The 19,128-nt window shown below is 35.7% G+C and carries 17 protein-coding genes; 16 read left to right on the forward strand and 1 reads right to left on the reverse strand.

Features of this window, described 5'->3' with window-relative positions; all coding sequences use genetic code 11:
- Window positions 1–7 precede the first annotated feature (7 nt).
- The 16 genes from I586_RS15910 (at window position 8) to lepB (ending at window position 17,285) form a co-directional block, all read left to right on the forward strand.
- On the forward strand, window positions 8–1,117 hold the full coding sequence (locus tag I586_RS15910) for an amidohydrolase/deacetylase family metallohydrolase (protein WP_010763878.1): 1,110 nt from the start codon (window positions 8–10) through the stop codon (window positions 1,115–1,117).
- On the forward strand, window positions 1,107–2,201 hold the full coding sequence (locus I586_RS15915; protein WP_010763879.1) for a DgaE family pyridoxal phosphate-dependent ammonia lyase: 1,095 nt from the start codon (window positions 1,107–1,109) through the stop codon (window positions 2,199–2,201). The genes I586_RS15910 and I586_RS15915 overlap by 11 nt, the downstream gene beginning before the upstream one ends.
- Before the next feature lie 27 nt (window positions 2,202–2,228).
- Window positions 2,229–2,972: a 2-dehydro-3-deoxy-phosphogluconate aldolase gene (gene dagF / locus I586_RS15920; RefSeq protein ID WP_010763880.1), complete on the forward strand. Its 744-nt coding sequence runs from the start codon at window positions 2,229–2,231 to the stop codon at window positions 2,970–2,972.
- 490 nt (window positions 2,973–3,462) lie between these two features.
- Entirely contained in the window at window positions 3,463–4,473 is a 1,011-nt protein-coding gene (locus I586_RS15925; protein ID WP_010763881.1) for a sugar kinase, read from the forward strand.
- Between the two features lie 196 nt (window positions 4,474–4,669).
- Window positions 4,670–5,680 carry a DNA topoisomerase IV subunit B family protein gene (locus I586_RS15930; protein ID WP_010763882.1) on the forward strand — a complete coding sequence of 337 codons (1,011 nt, stop codon included), beginning with the start codon at window positions 4,670–4,672 and terminating at the stop codon, window positions 5,678–5,680.
- 26 nt (window positions 5,681–5,706) lie between these two features.
- Window positions 5,707–6,144, forward strand: a complete 438-nt coding sequence (locus tag I586_RS15935; RefSeq protein ID WP_010763883.1) for a YaiI/YqxD family protein — start codon at window positions 5,707–5,709, stop codon at window positions 6,142–6,144.
- A 488-nt stretch (window positions 6,145–6,632) separates the two neighbouring features.
- Window positions 6,633–7,709 carry a D-alanine--D-alanine ligase gene (locus I586_RS15940; protein ID WP_010763884.1) on the forward strand — a complete coding sequence of 359 codons (1,077 nt, stop codon included), beginning with the start codon at window positions 6,633–6,635 and terminating at the stop codon, window positions 7,707–7,709.
- Window positions 7,710–7,838: 129 nt separating this feature from the next.
- Complete coding sequence (locus I586_RS15945; protein WP_010763885.1) at window positions 7,839–9,206, forward strand: UDP-N-acetylmuramoyl-tripeptide--D-alanyl-D-alanine ligase; 1,368 nt, start codon at window positions 7,839–7,841, stop codon at window positions 9,204–9,206.
- Window positions 9,207–9,540: 334 nt separating this feature from the next.
- The gene (cshA, locus tag I586_RS15950; protein WP_010763886.1) at window positions 9,541–11,082 is read left to right on the forward strand and encodes a degradosome RNA helicase CshA; all 1,542 of its coding nucleotides are present in this window, start codon (window positions 9,541–9,543) and stop codon (window positions 11,080–11,082) included.
- Window positions 11,083–11,392: 310 nt separating this feature from the next.
- Window positions 11,393–11,746, forward strand: a complete 354-nt coding sequence (gene acpS, locus I586_RS15955; RefSeq protein ID WP_010763887.1) for a holo-ACP synthase — start codon at window positions 11,393–11,395, stop codon at window positions 11,744–11,746.
- 107 nt (window positions 11,747–11,853) lie between these two features.
- Complete coding sequence (gene alr, locus I586_RS15960) at window positions 11,854–12,972, forward strand: alanine racemase (protein WP_010763888.1); 1,119 nt, start codon at window positions 11,854–11,856, stop codon at window positions 12,970–12,972.
- Between the two features lie 15 nt (window positions 12,973–12,987).
- Window positions 12,988–13,368 carry a type II toxin-antitoxin system PemK/MazF family toxin gene (locus I586_RS15965; RefSeq protein WP_010763889.1) on the forward strand — a complete coding sequence of 127 codons (381 nt, stop codon included), beginning with the start codon at window positions 12,988–12,990 and terminating at the stop codon, window positions 13,366–13,368.
- Window positions 13,369–13,776: 408 nt separating this feature from the next.
- Window positions 13,777–14,478 (forward strand): hypothetical protein, encoded by a 702-nt coding sequence (locus I586_RS15970; RefSeq protein WP_010763890.1) that lies wholly within the window; start codon window positions 13,777–13,779, stop codon window positions 14,476–14,478.
- 33 nt (window positions 14,479–14,511) lie between these two features.
- Window positions 14,512–15,867, forward strand: a complete 1,356-nt coding sequence (locus I586_RS15975; protein WP_010763891.1) for a coiled-coil domain-containing protein — start codon at window positions 14,512–14,514, stop codon at window positions 15,865–15,867.
- A 32-nt stretch (window positions 15,868–15,899) separates the two neighbouring features.
- Entirely contained in the window at window positions 15,900–16,295 is a 396-nt protein-coding gene (locus I586_RS15980; RefSeq protein ID WP_010763892.1) for a LysM peptidoglycan-binding domain-containing protein, read from the forward strand.
- A 150-nt stretch (window positions 16,296–16,445) separates the two neighbouring features.
- Window positions 16,446–17,285, forward strand: coding sequence for a signal peptidase I (gene lepB, locus I586_RS15985; protein WP_010763893.1), 840 nt, complete (start codon window positions 16,446–16,448; stop codon window positions 17,283–17,285).
- 221 nt (window positions 17,286–17,506) lie between these two features.
- Here the strand turns inward: lepB and I586_RS15990 are convergent, their stop codons facing one another.
- Window positions 17,507–18,988, reverse strand: coding sequence for an AcpB/EbpR/MafR family transcriptional regulator (locus I586_RS15990; protein ID WP_010763894.1), 1,482 nt, complete (start codon window positions 18,986–18,988; stop codon window positions 17,507–17,509).
- Between the last annotated feature and the right edge of the window lie 140 nt (window positions 18,989–19,128).

Below are 19,128 nucleotides of genomic sequence, written 5' to 3' on the forward strand. Positions count from 1 at the left end.
GGATAAAATGAGTTACGATTTAATTATAAAAAATGGAAGAACCATTGATGGTAAGCCAATAGAAATAGCAATCAATGCTGGTAAAATCGTTAAAGTTTCTGATACAATCGAAGCAAAGAGTAAAGAGGTATTGGAACTAGTGGCAGACTCGTATCTATCTGCAGGTTGGATCGATGACCATGTGCATTGTTTTGAAAAGATGACCTTGTACTACGATTTTCCAGATGAAATTGGGGTAAAAAAAGGTATCACAACAGTGATTGATGCTGGTACTACAGGAGCGGAAAACATTCATGAATTTTATGACCTAGCGAAACAAGCCAAAACCAATGTGTATGCGTTAGTGAATATTTCTAAATGGGGCATCGTTGAACAAGATGAATTAGCTGATCTAAGCAAAGTTAAAGAAGAGTTAGTGCATAAAGCATTAGCGGAATTACCAGATTTTGTAGTAGGAATCAAGGCTAGAATGAGTAAAACAGTGATTGGAGAAAATGGAATCACACCTTTAGAAATGGCGAAGAAAATTCAAAAAGAAAACAATGACTTGCCATTGATGGTTCACATTGGTTCTGCGCCACCTGAACTAGATGAAATTTTAGCTCATATGTCAAAAGGAGATGTGCTGACGCATTGTTTTAATGGAAAACCAAACGGAATCTTAAACAAAGAAACCGATCAAATAAAAGATTTTGCTTGGGCAGCATATGATAAAGGAATCGTATTTGATATCGGACATGGGACAGATAGTTTTAATTTCCATGTGGCAGAAGCAGCTCTAAAAGAAGGCATGAAAGCAACGTCGATCAGTACAGATATCTATATTCGAAATCGTGAAAATGGACCAGTCTACGATTTAGCAACCACAATGGAAAAATTACGCGTTGTAGGCTATGAATGGCCTGAAATTATTGAGAAGGTTACTGAAGCGCCTGCTAAAAATTTTCATTTTGATACAAAAGGACACTTAAAAGAAGGCTATGATGCTGATATTACAGTCTTTACAATAGAGGCGGGGCATAAAACATTGACTGATTCAAATGGTTTTACCAGAGAGGCAAAAGAATTGATCAAACCAGTAAAAACGATTATTGGAGGAACCGTTTATGACAATTAGTTATGAAAAATTCAACCTAAAAGAAGTGATCAATGCTTCAGGTAGAATGACGATTTTAGGTGTATCAAAAGTATCAGAAAATGTTCTGGCTGCTCAAAAATTTGGTGGTGAACATTTCTTCGAAATGAGTGAGCTAAGTATTCAAACTGGCGCCTATCTTGCAAAACTCTTAAAAGTCGAAGATGCTCAAGTGGTTTCTTCTGCATCTGCTGGTATTGCACAAAGTGTGGCAGCCTTGATTGGTGAAGGATTGGTGTTTCATGCCTATCATCCTTATACAGAGAAGATCACGAAACGTGAAATCATCCTGCCTAAGGGACACAATGTCGATTATGGTACGCCTGTTGAAGTAATGGTAGAACAAGGTGGTGGACAGGTCGTTGAAGCAGGCTATGCAAATATGTGTACACCAGAACATATTGAAATGATGATTACCGACCAAACTGCAGCTATTTTATACATTAAAAGTCACCATACTGTTCAAAAAAGCATGTTAAGCGTGACAGAAGCTGCGACCGTAGCCAAAATGAATAACATCCCTTTGATTGTGGATGCAGCAGCAGAAGAAGACCTCTTCAAATATATTGAAGCAGGAGCCGATCTAGTGATATACAGTGGAGCAAAAGCTATTGAAGGGCCAAGTGCAGGACTTGTGATTGGTAAAAAAGACTACATCGAGTGGATTCGTCTACAAGGAAAAGGTATTGGTCGTGCGATGAAAATCGGCAAAGACAATATCTTGGGGTTCACACAAGCTGTTGAAGACTATGTGAAAAATGGCAGTGAATCAGGAGAAGCGATGCAAGCCCGTCTCACACCCTTTATTGAAGCGTTAAATAATATTCCAAATATTGTTGCCAAAGTCGTTCAAGATGGTGCAGGTAGAGAGATTTATCGCGCAAGTATTAAAATCAGTGGAGCCAAATCAGCCAAAGAAGTTATCCAAGAATTACGGGCTGAAAGTCCAGCAATATATACACGTGAATATCAAGCGAACAATGGCATTATTGAATTTGATATCCGGTCTGTCAATGAAATAGAAATGAAGAAAATCGTGACTCGTTTAAACGAAATCATGAACTAAAAAAGAAAAAATAGGAGTGAATCAACCATGACATTAACACCAAACTATTTAGAAGATCGCATTTGCTTAAACGTTTTAGCAAATTCAGTAGAAAATGCGAAAAATTGTTACGAAGCTGCTGAAGGACATATCGTATTAGGCGTACTATCAAAGAATTACCCAACGGATGCTGCTGCAATTGAGGATATGAAAAAATATGCAGCAGAAACAAATAATGCTTTATCTGTAGGGTTAGGTGCAGGTGATCCAAATCAAAGTCAAATGGTTTCAAGAATTTCAAAAGACTTACAACCGCAACACGTGAACCAAGTTTTCACTGGCGTAGGAACTTCTCGTGCATTACTAGGGCAAAACGACACGATTGTGAATGGTTTAGTGTCTCCAACAGGTAAAGTTGGTATCGTTAATATTGCAACTGGCCCATTAAGCTCACAAGCACCCGCAGGGGAAGTAACAATCGAAACAGCGATTCGTCTATTACAAGATATGGGCGGTAGCTCAATCAAATTCTTCCCAATGAAAGGATTAGCCCACATTGAAGAATATAAAGCTGTGGCAGCAGCTTGTGCTAAATATGACTTCTACCTAGAACCAACAGGTGGCATCGATTTAGAAAATTTTGAAGAAATCGTCCAAATCGCAGTTGATGCAGGAGTGAAGAAGATTATTCCTCACGTATACAGCTCAATTATCGATTCAGCAACAGGTGACACAAAACCAGAAGATGTCAAAACATTACTTGGAATGATGAAAAACACATTAACAAAATAAAAGCTGATCAAGCTCGTTTAGGACTGACCGAAAAATAGCAAAACTTGAATGCAGCGGTTTTAGCTGCCGTCAAGGCTTGTCTTTTTTCCTAAGTCCTAGCTTGTAAAGCTAGATAAATAAAAGCTGATCAAGCTCGTTTAGGACTGACCGAAAAATAGCAAAACTTGAATGCAGCGGTTTTAGCTGCCGTCAAGGCTTGTCTTTTTTCCTAAGTCCTAGCTTGTAAAGCTGGATAAAATAAAAGCTGATCAAGCTCGTTTAGGACTGACCGAAAAATAGTAAAACTTGAATGCAGCGGTTTTAGCTGCCATCAAGGCTTGTCTTTTTTCCTAAGTCCTAGCTTGTAAAGCTAGACAAATAAAAGCTGAATGAGCTTTTTCAGCACTGAAAAAAGTAATAAAACTTGACGGTGGTATTTTTTACCTGATTCAAGTTTTATCTTTTTTCTGAATGGCTCGTTCATGAAGCGAGAAAGTAGGCCGGAATCAACATGAGAATTGTAGCTTTTGGTGAAATAATGATGCGTTTGACACCACCAGAATATTTGATGTTGGAACAAACAAAAGAGTTACGCCTAGATTTTACAGGGACAGGAGTCAATATTTTAAGTAACCTTGCTCACTTTGGTTGTCAAACAAGCTTACTAACAAATCTTCCTGATAATCGATTAGGGGAGGCAGCTAAAGCAAGTGTCCGTCAGCTAGGTATTCAAGATCATTGGATCGGTACGGCTGGGGATCATATTGGCTCTTATTTTGCTGAGATGGGATTTGGCCCAAGACCCACACAAGTAACCTATCAAAACCGCAGAAATAGTTCGTTTGGTATAAGCAACGCTGCTAGTTATGATTTTGATGCAATCTTAGCAGAAACTGATTTGATCCATATTTGTGGTATTTCATTGAGTTTGACGGAAGAAACACGCTCAGCAGCCTTTGCATTAGCTGAAAAGGCACATGATTTTGGGAAAAAAGTTTGTTTTGATTTTAATTTTCGCCCCAGTTTAAATGAAGAGCATGGAGTATCTTTTATGAAAGAGCAATATGAAAAAATATTACCGTATTGTGATCTCGTTTTTGGAAGTCAGCGTGACTTGACTGATTTATTAGGAATGAAACTAGATGAAACGCTGGAGTCTTCTAAACAATTTGAAGAATTAGTTCATCGGTTTATGACAAACTATCAACTTGAGTATTTTGCTGGAACACTTCGGCAAGGAGATGGAGACAAGCAGTATTTAACAGGTTTTTTAGTTGATTCAGATCATTATGTACAAGCAGCTCCTAGAGAAATTATCAATTTAGATCGAATAGGTGCAGGTGATGGCTACGCTGCAGGTGTATTGCTTGGTTATAGCGAAGCATGGCCTCTGATTGAAACGGTTGAATTTGCTACAGCCAACGGTGTCTTAGCGCATACGATCCAAGGAGACGTACCACTTACGACTCGAAAACAAGTCAGACATATTATGGAACAGCCGACAGTAGATTTGATTCGCTGAAAAAAGACAAGAACAAAGTAGTATAATTAAGTTTATACTACTTTCGTTCTTGTCTTTTTTTCATTATAATAAGAAGAGTAGGGAATTTAGCGAAACCATTTACGTAGTCCCGATAAATTGGTATGCTTAGAAAGTAAAGATAGGATGCTAAACGTTATTTTTATATAGAAAAGTCTGTTTATAGGAGGAAATCGATATGGCCAATGAAAATATTTGGAAAGCACTAGACGATGATGTTTTGAAAGATAGTATTCGAAAACGACCAGGTATGTATATTGGCGGGATCGGTCCGACGGGTTTGGAAAGTATGGTCTTACAAGTATTGGATCATTTACTACAATTAGCGGTCGATTTAACACAAGCGGAGCTTTCGATCGAACTTTCAGAGAGACAATTCATCTTTTCTTTTTTCAGTAAAAAAGGGCTATTTTTAGATAAAATTCCAGAAGAACAGTATACACCGCCGTATCTTTTCCTTTCAGTAGTCAATGCATTATCAGAGCAGTTGGGATTTGGGATCGAAAAACAAGGGAAACGAACAATCCAAATCTATCAAAACGGACAACTGAATAAAAAAGCGTTGATCCCATCTGAAGACGAAGGACAAAGAATCGAACTGGCTTTTACACCAGCTGAACCTTTATTTGGGAATAAGGAATTATCTTATTTTGTTTTATTTAACCGATGTCAAGAACTCGCAATGCTAAATAGCGGATTGACGATTTCGTTGACGGATGGGAAAAAACAAAAAAACTATTTTCATTACAAACAAGGACTTGTTGAATATATTTTTCAAAAAGACGATAGCATTACGAGAAACGGACAGCCGTTAGTCATCAATACGATTAGTGAAGGCGTCTCGATTCAAGCTGTGATTTCAAAAAATGGTTCTACTAGTGTTAAAGACAGTTTTGTCAATGGTCATTTACCTTCAGATGGTGGAACGCATTTGGATGGTTTTGTTCAAGGAACCGTGGATGCAATTAACCAATTTTTAGAAGAAACGAATCGACTGAAATATCTAACAACCGATAATTTTCCTGAACGTTTTGATGTTGTTCTTTCAATTAAAGTTAAACGTCCGAGATACACAGGAGCAGTCAAAAAGAAAATCAGAAATCCTGAATTGTATAAAATCGTAAAAGAAGCAGTTTTTACAGAAGTATCTATATTTTTAAAAAGACACCCAGCTTGGTATTTGAATTGAGTATCCACCAATGAAAGGGAAGACATATGAAAATTTTTATCGATGGTGATGGCTCACCAGTAAAAGATACGACAATTGAGGTCGCTTTGGCTGCTTTGGTCGAAGTGGTGATTGTGACGAGTATCGATCATTATTCATTGAAAGAATACCCTAAAAATGTTTCGTTTGTTTATGTAGACAAAGGAGCAGATGCAGCTGATTATAAAATCGTCCAACTCATTCAAAAAGACGATATTTTAGTAACGCAAGATTATGGATTAGCATCGTTAGTATTACCAAAAGGAGCGCGAGTTATACACCAGTTGGGCTATGAGTATACTGGAGAAAATATGGATGGCTTGTTGGAACAACGTTATTTTAGTGCGAAGGTTCGAAAAAGTGGTGGGCGAACGAAAGGACCAAAAGCGTTTACTCAGGCTGACCGTGACAAATTTAAAGAAAAACTTCTTGAGTTACTAAACTAAGAAAGTAAGAGAAAAAAGAGACTGAGAGATAACGCTACGTGGGGGATCCTAGCCTCAAGTTTTTTAGGCTCACAAGCAATTAAAAGCTTCGTGTAGTCTATTGACGTATCGATCAAAAAAAAATTCTTGTATTTCGTGATTTGTTTCTATTCGGACTAACGCTTTTATGCTAAAATATGAAAGAGCTATGTTGAATTCATTTATAAGGTACGATAATACGAGCATTTGTGTTATCTAGTTAGCACGACACATTACGCTTATAAATTCTAGTAAAAACCTTGGAAAATAAACGATGAATGTGGTAATAAAATACTTCTACTTTATTTAAAGGTGAAGTGAACAACGTTATCACACGTAAAAAATTATCTAGCTTTATAGGCTTGCTCCTCGGAAAATAGAAAAATTGAGTGTGGTCAAAAGGATCACAGGATAATTTCTATCAGTGTTTGATGAGTCTGTTTAGCTTTAAAAATTAGGAGGAAAAGCATTTGAAGATTACTTTGCTATATGGTGGGAGAAGTGAAGAACATGACGTTTCGATATTATCTGCCTATTCCATTTTAAATGCGATTTACTATAACTATTATGAAGTTCAATTAGTTTTCATCAGTAAAAACGGTGAATGGGTCAAAGGACCTTTGCTATCAGAAAAACCTGAAAGCCCAGATGTCTTGAACCTGACTTGGTCCAAAGAGAATGAACCAGATAAATGGGGAGAATTCACTGGACGTGTGATTCTACCTTGTGAGATCAAGGAAGAAGATACGATTGTTTTCCCAGTATTGCACGGACCAAATGGTGAAGATGGTACGATTCAGGGCTTTTTAGAAACAATAGGCATGCCTTATGTTGGTGCTGGCGTATTAGCAAGTGCGAATGCAATGGATAAAATCATGACCAAATACCTATTGCAGACAGCAGGGATTCCACAAGTTCCATTTGTTCCTGTGCTAAGAAGTAATTGGAAAGAAAATCCTAAAAAAGTGTTCGAACAATGTGAAGGTTCATTGATTTACCCAGTATTTGTTAAACCCGCTAATATGGGCTCAAGTGTTGGGATCAGCAAAGCTGAAAACCGCAAAGCATTACAAAATGCCTTGGAAGAGGCGTATCGTTATGATTCTAGAGCGATTGTGGAACAAGGAATCGAAGCACGTGAAATCGAAGTAGCAATTTTAGGGAATGAAGATGTTCGTACAACCTTGTTAGGTGAAATCGTGAAAGATGTTGATTTTTACGATTACAACTCAAAGTATATTGATAATCAAATTACGATGCAGATACCGGCAGAAGTGCCAGATGAAGTTCATCAAAAGGCACAAGAGTATGCTAAAAAAGCATATGCTATTTTAGATGGTAGTGGATTAAGCCGCTGTGATTTCTTCCTAACAAGCAAAAATGAATTGTTCTTGAATGAATTAAATACGATGCCTGGTTTTACAGAATTTAGTATGTATCCACTATTGTGGGAAAACATGGGCTTGAAATACAATGATTTGATTGAGGAATTAATTCAATTAGCCTTAAACCGTTTCAAACAAAGACAAAGTTTTTACCAAAAATAAAATGCCAAAAGGGAGGAAGCAAAACGTAGTATGTTTTGTTTCAGCCCTTTTATGTTGAAGTTAGAATGGAAGATAGCATTTCTGTTTCTGACGTGTCATTAAACTAGTTTACTTTAAGGAGAGAAACCGATGAAATTAACTTTTTGGGAAGCTGCTGAAGCGACAAAAGCTACTAATGATTGGAAGCAATGGGCTGATTTTGATTTGACAGGTATTGAATTTGATAGTCGTCTAATCACGCAGGGAAATTTATTTGTCCCGTTAAAAGGCGAAAATGATGGCCATTCTTTTATTAAAAACGCAATGGATAAAGAAGCAAAAGCGGCATTTTGGAGTTCTGCAAAAGCAGCTCCTGAGCAGTTTCCTGTGTTACAAGTAACGGATACTTTGAAAGCGATGCAGGATTTAGCTGTGTATTATTTAAAAAAAATGAGCCCAACAGTGATTGCGATTACTGGAAGTAATGGTAAAACAACAACAAAAGACATGACAGAAGCAGTTATGGCGCAACAATTTAAGACATATAAAACCCAAGGGAATTACAATAACGATATCGGGTTACCGTACACTATTTTACACATGCCTGACGATACCGAAAAACTAATTTTGGAAATGGGTATGGATCATGCAAACGAGATCGACTTTCTATCAAAATTAGCGCAGCCTGATGTGGCGGCAATTACGATGATTGGTGAGGCCCATATTGAAAACCTTGGTTCAAGAGAAGGAATTGCAAAAGCAAAAATGGAAATTACAGCGGGTCTTGCAACAAAAGGCTTGTTGGTCGTTCCAGCGGCGGAACCATTGTTAGTTCCCCTCATTAAAGATTTACCCCAAACAATCAAAACATTTGGCGTAGAACAAGCAGATTGCCAAGCTGAAATCATCAAAGTGCAAAAAGACTATACAGCCTTTAAAATCAACGGGTCTGATACGATCTTTACTATTCCTGTTCCTGGTAAATATAATGTCGGCAATGCGTTGATTGCAATGACGATTGGACAATGGTTTGACCTTTCAGAAGAACAAATAAAAACTGGTTTAGCAACATTTCAATTAACCAAAAATCGAACAGAATGGTTGAAGAGCCGTTCAGGGATTGAGCTATTAAGTGATGTTTATAATGCAAACCCAACAGCGATGAATTTAGTACTCGATAGCTTTAGTCAAATGCCAACCAAAGGAAAACGGGTAGCAGTATTAGGAGATATGCTTGAATTAGGTCCGGATTCTGCCGAAATGCATGCTTGTGTAAATGAACATTTAGACCAAAATGAAATCTCAGAAGTTGTTTTGTATGGGACGGAAATGAAGGCCTTATATGACGTATTACTAAAAAAATATCCAAAAAACCAAATCCATTACTTCAATAAAGAGGAGAAAGAATCCTTAACGAATACTTTAAAATCAATTCTTACCCCTCAAGATATGGTGGTTTTAAAAGCAAGTAATGGTATGGGACTAAATGAAGTTGTGACGAAACTTCTCGAAATTTAGCAAGCTTTCATAAAACTTGCTGAAAATATAAAACTATGCTAAAATAACCTATTGCCGGAAGATCGAAGTAGATAAATCGAAAGTACCTATTGAAGATACTTTTCTATCATATAAAGATTAAAAAAGCTGAACGAACTCGTTTGGCTTTTCTAGTGCCTGTAGCTTCATAAGGTGGATTTTTCGGTAACACTAATATGAAAATATATTAAACCTATGTAGAAGGTTTACTGTTTTTTGAACATTTTCAAAATTAGTGAAAGACAAATCACCTGTATTATCATTACTAGAAGAAAAAATTTTCTTCTGTAACAAACACTATTTAGGAGGATATCATTTGAAATTTAAAGAACTAGGCTTAGAACCAGACTTATTGGCAGCGATTGAACGTTCAGGATTTGAAGAAGCAACACCGATTCAGGAGGAAACGATCCCTCTAGCATTGCAAGGAAAAGACGTAATTGGACAAGCACAAACAGGTACGGGTAAAACAGCTGCCTTTGGCTTGCCAATGTTGCAAAAAATCGACACATCAAACCGCGTATTGCAAGGAATCGTTATTGCACCAACTCGTGAGTTAGCGATCCAAACACAAGAAGAATTATATCGTTTAGGCCGTGACAAAAAAATCCGTGTACAAGCAGTATATGGTGGGGCAGATATCGGTCGTCAAATTCGCGGATTAAAAGAAAATCCACATGTTGTTGTCGGAACACCAGGACGTTTATTAGACCATATCAATCGTCGCACACTAAAATTAGATACAATTGAAACATTAGTTTTAGATGAAGCAGATGAAATGTTAAACATGGGATTCTTAGAAGATATCGAAAAAATCATCTCTAAAATTCCGTCAGCTCGTCAAACATTGTTATTCTCAGCAACAATGCCACCAGCAATCAAAAATATCGGCGTAAAATTCATGAAAGAACCAGAACACGTAAAAATCAAAGCAAAAGAAATGACTGCTGATTTGATCGATCAATATTATGTACGTTCAAAAGATTTCGAGAAATTCGATATCATGACACGTTTATTAGATGTTCAAACACCAGAATTAACAATTGTTTTTGGTCGTACAAAACGTCGTGTAGATGAATTGGCTCGCGGTTTAGAAGCGCGTGGTTATAAAGCAGAAGGAATTCATGGTGACTTGTCACAACAAAAACGTATGAGTGTTTTACGTTCGTTCAAAAACGGTAACTTAGATATCTTAGTCGCAACGGACGTTGCAGCTCGTGGATTAGATATCTCAGGTGTAACACACGTTTATAACTACGATATCCCTCAAGATCCAGAAAGCTATGTTCACCGTATCGGCCGTACTGGTCGTGCTGGTAAAGGCGGAATGTCAGTGACTTTCGTTACACCAAACGAAATGGGTTATTTACATGTCATCGAAGAATTAACGAAAAAACGTATGACACCACTACGTCCACCAAGTGAACAAGAAGCGTTCAAAGGACAATTAGGTGCAGCTATCGAAACTGTTGAAGAAAAGTTAGCAGAAAATGGTCTTGAAAATTACTTGCCTTCTGCTGAAAATCTTTTAGAAAAATATTCTGCTGAAGATTTAGCAGCATTATTACTAAAAACTATTTCTAAAGATCCGTCAGATGCAGTACCAGTAAAAATTACGCCAGAACGTCCATTACCATCAAACAAAAAAGGCTTTAATAAAAACAATCGTGGTGGCGGTGGTGGTAACAGTCGTAACCGTAATAAAAATGGTGGCGGCGGTTATCGCGGCAATAAAAATAACAAAGGTACAGGCGGCAGCGGAAATGGCGGCGGCTATAATAAGAGCAAAGACAATCGTTCAGCAAAACGTCATAACGATAAAAAACGTAGCTTTGTTATTAGAGATAACTCAAATTAATAAATTCAAAATTATATAAGTAAGAACTAAATTAATTTAGTTCGGTTAGTTATTGAATTTTAAGAGGGTAAAGCAAAGCTTAATAGCTTTGCTTTACCCTCTTTTTTCTATATCAAGCTTTACATAGCAAGTTAAAAAAGATAAAATTCAAATGGAATAAATAAGTATTTTGCTTTTATTTTTTTAAATATCACCGTAGCTTTCGGTGGTAATTCACCTTTTTATAAATTTTTACATTATTATGTGGAAAAATTGCTGAAATTTGATAGAATAAGAGTGATTTATAAAATAAAAAAGAAGGTTCTGAAGAATGATTAAAGGAATTGGTATAGATATGGTGGAACTTTCAAGAATCGAAAAAATTATTGAAAATAAAACTTCTTTTGTGGAGCGAGTTCTTACCACAGATGAATTGAAACTTTTTCAAAAATTACCCCATAAACGTCAGGTTGAGTTTTTAGCTGGAAGGTTTGCTTGTAAGGAAGCTTTCTCTAAGGCCTGGGGGACGGGGATCGGTAGCGTAGGTTTACGTGATATTGAAGTTTTAAAAGAAGAGAATGGTGCGCCAAAAGTGACGAAATCTCCTCATGAAGGCAATGTATTTGTTTCGATTTCACATACAGATACGTTTGCAGTTGCTCAAATTATTTTAGAATCTGTTTAATAGTAGTATGATTCAGTAAGTTTATTTGAATAGAAATTGTGGAACTTTTGAAATAGTGAGCTATTCATTGATCAGGTATTTCAATTTTAAAAGAAAGAAGGACGCTTATGGCTGTAGGATGGCATCGTCCCACTAAGTTAGTGATCGATACACAAGCAATTAAAGAAAATGTTTGGAATGAAGTAAAACGAATGCCGCAAGGTACAGAGTTATTTGCTGTCGTCAAAGCAAATGGTTATGGACATGGAGCTGTTCAGACAGCAAAAGCAGCTATCCAGGGAGGCGCTACGGGTTTTTGTGTAGCAATACTAGATGAAGCAATAGAATTGCGTGAAGCGGGTATTACAGAGCCTATACTGATTTTAAGTGTTGTGGATGTTTCTTACATAGAGTTGCTATTGAAATATGATTTATCTGTCACAGTAGCAAGTCAAGAATGGTTGGAACAAGCAATTGAGCAATTGAACGGTATAAAAACACAAACATCATTAAAAATACATATAAAAGTTGATACAGGTATGGGACGGATTGGCTTTACGACGCCAACTGCTGTAAAACAGATAGTTGAATTAGTGAAAACAACCCAAATGCTCTTATGGGAAGGGCTATTCACTCATTTTTCTACCGCAGACGAAAAAGATGATTCCTATTTTAAAAAACAAACCAATCGTTTTCAAGACGTATTATCGGCACTTTCCGAGCTGCCCAAATATGTCCATGTAAGTAATAGCGCAACAGCACTTTGGCATCCGGATAATGTAGGCAATATGATTCGATTTGGTATTGCAATGTATGGGTTGAATCCTTCAGGGACAGCATTGCCAGAAGTGTATCCTTTGAAACCAGCACTAAGTTTAGTTTCAAACTTGATCCAAGTGAAAGAATTATCAGCTGGAGAAGGAATTGGTTACGGGAATACGTATACGACCGCTGAAAATCAATGGATCGGTACAATACCGATAGGGTATGCAGATGGCTGGTTGCGCCATTTACAAGGATTTTCAGTTTTAGTCGATGGAGAAAGATGTGAAATTGTTGGAAGAATCTGCATGGATCAGTGCATGATTCGTTTGCCGAAAGAGGTGGCAGTAGGAACTCAAGTAACTTTGATTGGACACGATCACGGGGAAACAATCACGATGCAGATGGTGGCAGATAAACTAAAGACGATCCACTATGAAGTGGCATGTACGTTTTCTGACCGCATGCCAAGGGAGTACAAATAGAATAGGAGGCTTCAAATGGTCAAAAGGGGTGACATATATTTTGCAGACTTATCCCCTGTTGTTGGATCAGAACAAGGGGGAGTACGACCAGTACTAGTCATACAAAATAACTTAGGCAATCATTTCAGTCCAACCATCATTGTCGCCGCAATCACAGCGAAGATGGCTAAGCCAAAATTGCCAACACATATAGGAATCAATTCAGAAGAAACAGGAATCGAACGAGATTCAGTCATTTTACTAGAACAGATTCGAACGATCGATAAAATACGGTTAAAAGAAAAAGTTTGTCATTTAGGCATAGAAATCATGGATTCTGTTGACCGTGCTTTAGGAGTAAGTGTGGGGATTTTGGAAGCAGAACTAGAAGAAGAAAATCTTGGTACATATCGTTAAAAGTAGCGGATATTTTACTAGAAAACATAAGATTTATCCACCATCAACAAATTAAGGATAATCGTTTGATGCAGAATAATTCCAGAAATCAACAAACATTTTTACGTAGACAGTGTTATTTTCTCAGAATGAGTCATGAAGAGTAAACAGCCATATGCCACAAGCAAAAAAGTAGAAATCAATCAACAATCAATCAATTTCTTTGTTTGAAATAATAAAAAAACACTAAATTTTACGAGGACCCCAACCATTTTTATTGACTTTTAGTCGCGTTTATAAAAAAAAGTTGGCAATAACGTATCGTAATGTTACAATAAACTATGTATAATTGGGTGGAAAGTGAATAACTTTCAAAAAAGTAGATATAGTTAGTGTTTTTTTATTACGGGATAAAGGAGTTTATATTTGATGACGATTTTCATGTTTGTATTAGTAGTAATACTGTTTCTTTTTTTCAGTTACCAGTTGTATGTTCGGTTTCAACTGGAGAGTCTAGATTCTGATAGTCCAAAAATGAAACGAAAGATCAATTTTTATAAGTACCAAGAGAATAATCGATCATTATTATTTTTGATGATTGCAGCAATTATTTTTTGCTTAATACTTTTTGGGATACTTTATAATCAAGATTCTTTGAGAAAAGATAATAAAGATTTAGAATTGAAAATAGAAGAAATAAAAGACACTAGAGGGGGAGCTTCTAGTGCTCAAATTGAGAGTTACAAAGAGAATACGTTGAAACTGACGGAGTTCCCTTGGAAAAAAATTGTTGAAAGTCGAGATGCTCAGACCTTAGATAACTATGAGCTTCAACTTTTAAGAGATTGGCAGCCCTTTTTTGGCGAAGCGAATGTGGCAATCCTGATTAGTCAAAAAACAGAAACGTTGACAGTTTCAGCTTTTCCAACGGCTTTGACATTTAATGATTTTCAAACAGCCGAAAAAAATATCGGAACATTTATCAAAGAATTACAGCCAGTAAAAGAAATCAAAATGATTGATTTTAACTTTACATATCGAGATAAGGAAAATAAACTTTCGAAAAAGTCGTTTGTTTATACACGAGAAGCAAAAGAGAGTAACTTAGAAAAAGTAGAACTTAAAAAATAAGAGTAGAGAAATAAAAGACGGGGTGTAAAACACATGGCAAAGAGACGGTTAATTAAAAAAATTAACGAAGTTTCCGAAGAGGAATTAACACAGGATATAGAGTTCAATTCGGATAATGAACAACGACCAGCTGCAGTCACAACAACAACGAATAGCAGTCTAATAGCAGAACAAGAACAAGAAATCACACGGTTAAGAGAATTGATCGAAGAATATAGAATGCAAGAATCAGAGTTTGAACAAAATAAAGAGGAAAATTTCCGTTTATCACAACAAAATAAACAATTAGTAATCAAAGTCGAAAGCAATCAAGATGAACTTGAACGACTAAAAGAGAAGAACGATGAATTAGCAACACAACTTAACCAAAAAGAAACAGAGATTTTCGAGTTAGAAGATGCAAACGAAGCAGTAGATTCTTCTGAAGAAGTCAATCAGTTGAAAGCACAAATAACAGAACTGAAAAAAGAAAATACCACTGGACAAGAACAAATTGCTTACTTAGAAACAACTCTTGTTGAAAAAGAAAAAGCATTAGAAACACAAATTTTTGAAAAAGAAAATGAAATTAAACAATTAAAAGCTGATTTAGCTGCCCGAGGAACAATCGGAGAAAAACAAGAAGCATTGGAGACGGTGAAGATGGAATTAGAATCATTGAATGAAAAACTTCAAACTACTGATAAAGAAAATCAAGAATTGACACAAAAACTTGCTGATCTTCAAGAACAAATGCGCCAATTACAACAAGAAAACCAAGACTTAAAAGATAAAGAAATCACTTTATCAACAAGTAGTGATGTTTCTGTTGACAACAGCCGTGTTGACGAATTGAAAAAAGAATTAGAGTCAGTTCTAAAAGAGAAAAGTGAGTTAGAAACCACTCTAGGCCGTATCCAAGGATTGAATGATAAATATTCTATCCAAAAAAATGTCTTTGAATCTGAATTAGCCGGTTTAAGAACGATTTATAAAGAAAAAGAAGAAGAATTAGAAAACTTAAATGCTGAATTAGAAACAATGCGCAGCATGTCTGCAACTGGCGAAGCTACAGGAAATCAATTAGCTGAACTCTTGCAAGCAAAACAACAAATCAATGATTTATTATTGAAAAACCAATCTTTACAAGAAGAAGCGCTAAAATCGCAACAAGAAATCGGTGAAGTAATGGTTTCTGCTAAGAAAGAAGCAAATCGCATCATCAGTGAAGCGCAAGTTGAAGCGAAACACATGGTCAATTCAGCAGAACTTGAAATGTTGAACATTGGTAACCGTGCGAAAAATATTTCTAATGAAGTAGAAGAATCTAAGAATGAAATTATGACAATCTACCGTGAACTAGAAGAACGTTTAAGCAAACTATCACGTCTAGATAAATCTGGAAACTAAACGACTATAAATTGAATGAAAGGAAGAACAATATGAAAAAACAAAGCAATAAAACATATACTATATTGTTGATTTTTTCTGCAATATTGTTTAGTACGGCTATTTACTTTATGTCTAGTTCATTGATTTTGGGAGCTTCAGCAGGTGGTAGTGTATCTGCACCAGTAACAACGATCGAGAGTGAAGACGTAGTACCTGAAACAACTCCATCGGCAGCTGTTGCAGAACCTAAAGAAGCAACTACCGCAACAAGTGCTGTTGTAGAAAATAACGTTAGAGAAGCGCCAAAAGAAGTCTACGTTGTAAAAGAAGGTCAGACATTATGGGAAATTGCTCAAGATTCTGGCTTATCTATTCAAACGTTAATGAACCAAAATCAACTTAGTAGTAGTGTCATTGTTGAAGGACAAGAATTGGTAATTGATTAATAGTATGTTTTAGGTGGGTGAACCAAAACTTTTAGAGTTTTGCTTCATCCACTTTTTGAATAGAGTAGAAACTAAGTTTTTGTATGGAAAAATACATAGCAGTCTGTTATTCTTAATTAAGAGTATTAATCGGTATGATTGAGGTGCATCATGGATGAAATAAGAGAACGTTTCAAACGTTTGAAGCGACAACTGAAGAGGAAATTAAATAAAAATAAAAAAACTAATAAAAATAAGAAAAAAAAACGTCCACAACCAGGACAAAAAAAGAAACGACCAAGATCGAATGAACGAATTGAACTATCAAATGAAGAACCAAGACTCAAACCAAGACCAAAAGAAGGAGTCATAGACGATCCGGTAGCAAGTAGTAAAAAGAGGAAAAGGAAAAAGCTAACAAAAGAAGAGATTGAAAAGAGAAAGAAGAAAAAGAAGAAAGAGAACATTGTTGAAATTGTCAAATTTATGCTTCCAGTAGTATTGTTTGCCATTTTTGTCTTTTTCTTTATTTTAAAAACATCCCCTCATATGGTTGATGGGGATTCAATGAACCCTACTTTGTTGAATGGAGATCGGGTCATCGTTCGCCGTACAAAAGTACCAAAAAGATATGAAATCATCACCTTCAAACCACCTGTGAAAAGTGAATTTCAATACGTAAAACGAGTCATTGGTATGCCGGGAGATCTGGTTTGGACGGAAGGTAACGATTTGTTTATCAATCATCAAGCTGAATCCTTACCTGATGCTTCAGAATTGTCTGCTGCACACGAACTACCAGATGGGACAATCAAAGTAAATATATCTCAAGAAGCATTAGATCAGATGTCACAATTGAGGAAAATACCTAAAGGACATTATTTTGTCTTAGGCGATAATCGAAATAATTCCAGTGATAGTCGAACCTTTGGCTTAGTGGATGGACAAGCAATTGAAGGCGTGGTTTCCTTTAGGTTTGCACCGTTTAATAATATTGGATGGATAAAATAAAAAAAACGATAAATTTATCGTTTTTTTATTTTATATAAACGAGTTGATTTATCATGTTTTTTTGTAAAAAACATAAAAATAAAAACAATTAAATTTAGGAATTATGATACTCTATAAATAGGATTATTCTCAGCAAATTTAATAAATAGAAAGAAAACAGAGAACATGAAGGACCTGTTCTCTGTTATAATTTCAATTAGTAATAGATGAAAAAAATAACGTTATCTTGTATCAATCAACTGAATAATCAATTTTTCAATTTCGGTCATATCATAGCTATTTCCAATGTCTGAAAAAATATAGACAAGTTCTTGTTTTTCAGAAATCATTTCGCTATAGATATTGGAAAGGAGTATATCGTAATGACTATCTTCTTTAAAAGCTTCAGCTTTAATTGGGTACTTATGACCCAATACGTTCGTTAGATGCTGTATAACCAATTCACCTATGAATGGATTTAGTGAATGATAGACACCGATCGCAATTTTCTCTTCATTTAATTCCGCAATGTGATTTAATATGATCGTATAGTGGATTTCTGTGAATTTGTTTTTATAACTGCCTTTTTCACCATCTTGATCGAATTTTTTGGTAGCGATATCCATTAATTCAAAGACTTCATTACCTGAAAACGGATGACGATGCGCATTGACGATAGATTTTATCGTCCAACTGTCGAATGGTAGGATGAAACCATCAAAATAGTAAAGTTGTGAATGAAGTTGGAACAATAAATTTTCAATATACAATAGGCGAGCGGATGAAGCATAGTTTGACAGATACCCTTGTTGCTTTAAATATTTTAAAATCACTTTATTCATGTAATTTAAATAAGAACTTTCTCTGCGTTGTTTTTCAGCCAATCGAAATGCAAAAGTGGAATTGGGAGAAAAATTGTGCATAGAACAAAAGAAGTCATAAAACATGTATGCTTCGTAAATAGTATATGGACGGTCGATTTTTTTCATATATGTATGTAAGGCTAGATTGATTTCTTCAAACAACGGCCGATCTGGATAATCATAGTTAGGACTAATGACAGGATTGTATTCGGTTGTCAGTCGTCTAAACGATATTTTCATCCATAATTTGATCTGTAATACTTCGGTAGGATCAAATACTAGATTGAGAGATTCTTTTAAGATATCTACAAAACCAAGATATTGGTTAGCGGTTTCTTTTTCTAAACTAGTTTTATCTTCAAACAGAAACCAGAAAAAATTAAAGAAAAAATAGCGTATCTGTTTTTCTTCACCAATTAGTTTTCCCCGTTTGATTTGCAGGCGAAATTCTTTAAGCAAGTCATTGAGTTCAGTGATTTTACGATAATACGTTGCAGAACTGATGGCATAATTCAACTGAAAGTAATCACACGTTAATTCACCTTTGTTAAATAATTGGTTGACCATTTGGAACTTGATTGATTTCTCTAAAAAAAGTACGACAACTTTTTTTAACGGAAAGGTCGGCTCCTTTTTTAAAGAAATGTGTTCACCAGCTAATGTTATTTCTACTTGTTCGTTTATTTGATTCTCTTCGAGAAAAGTTTGCAGGAAAGATAAGTACTCATTTAATGTTGGCAAGCTAATTTGAAATTCACTAACTAGCTCGTTTTTTGTTGCACTGCCTTGATTGTTATATAAAAATAGTAATATATCATTCATATAATCGAAAGGCTTTTCTAAAAAATCTCGTTTTAGCATAATAGACACCTCACTTTAAGGATACTTGATTCGTGAGAAAATGGCAATACGCAACTTATAAAAAGAAAGTAACTATCTAATAAATATTTCAAAACAATAAAGTTTTATATATAATAGAGTATAAAGTTGTTTTTATTTAA

This window comes from Enterococcus moraviensis ATCC BAA-383 (genome assembly GCF_000407445.1).
GTDB classification, from domain to species: Bacteria; Bacillota; Bacilli; order Lactobacillales; family Enterococcaceae; genus Enterococcus_L; species Enterococcus_L moraviensis.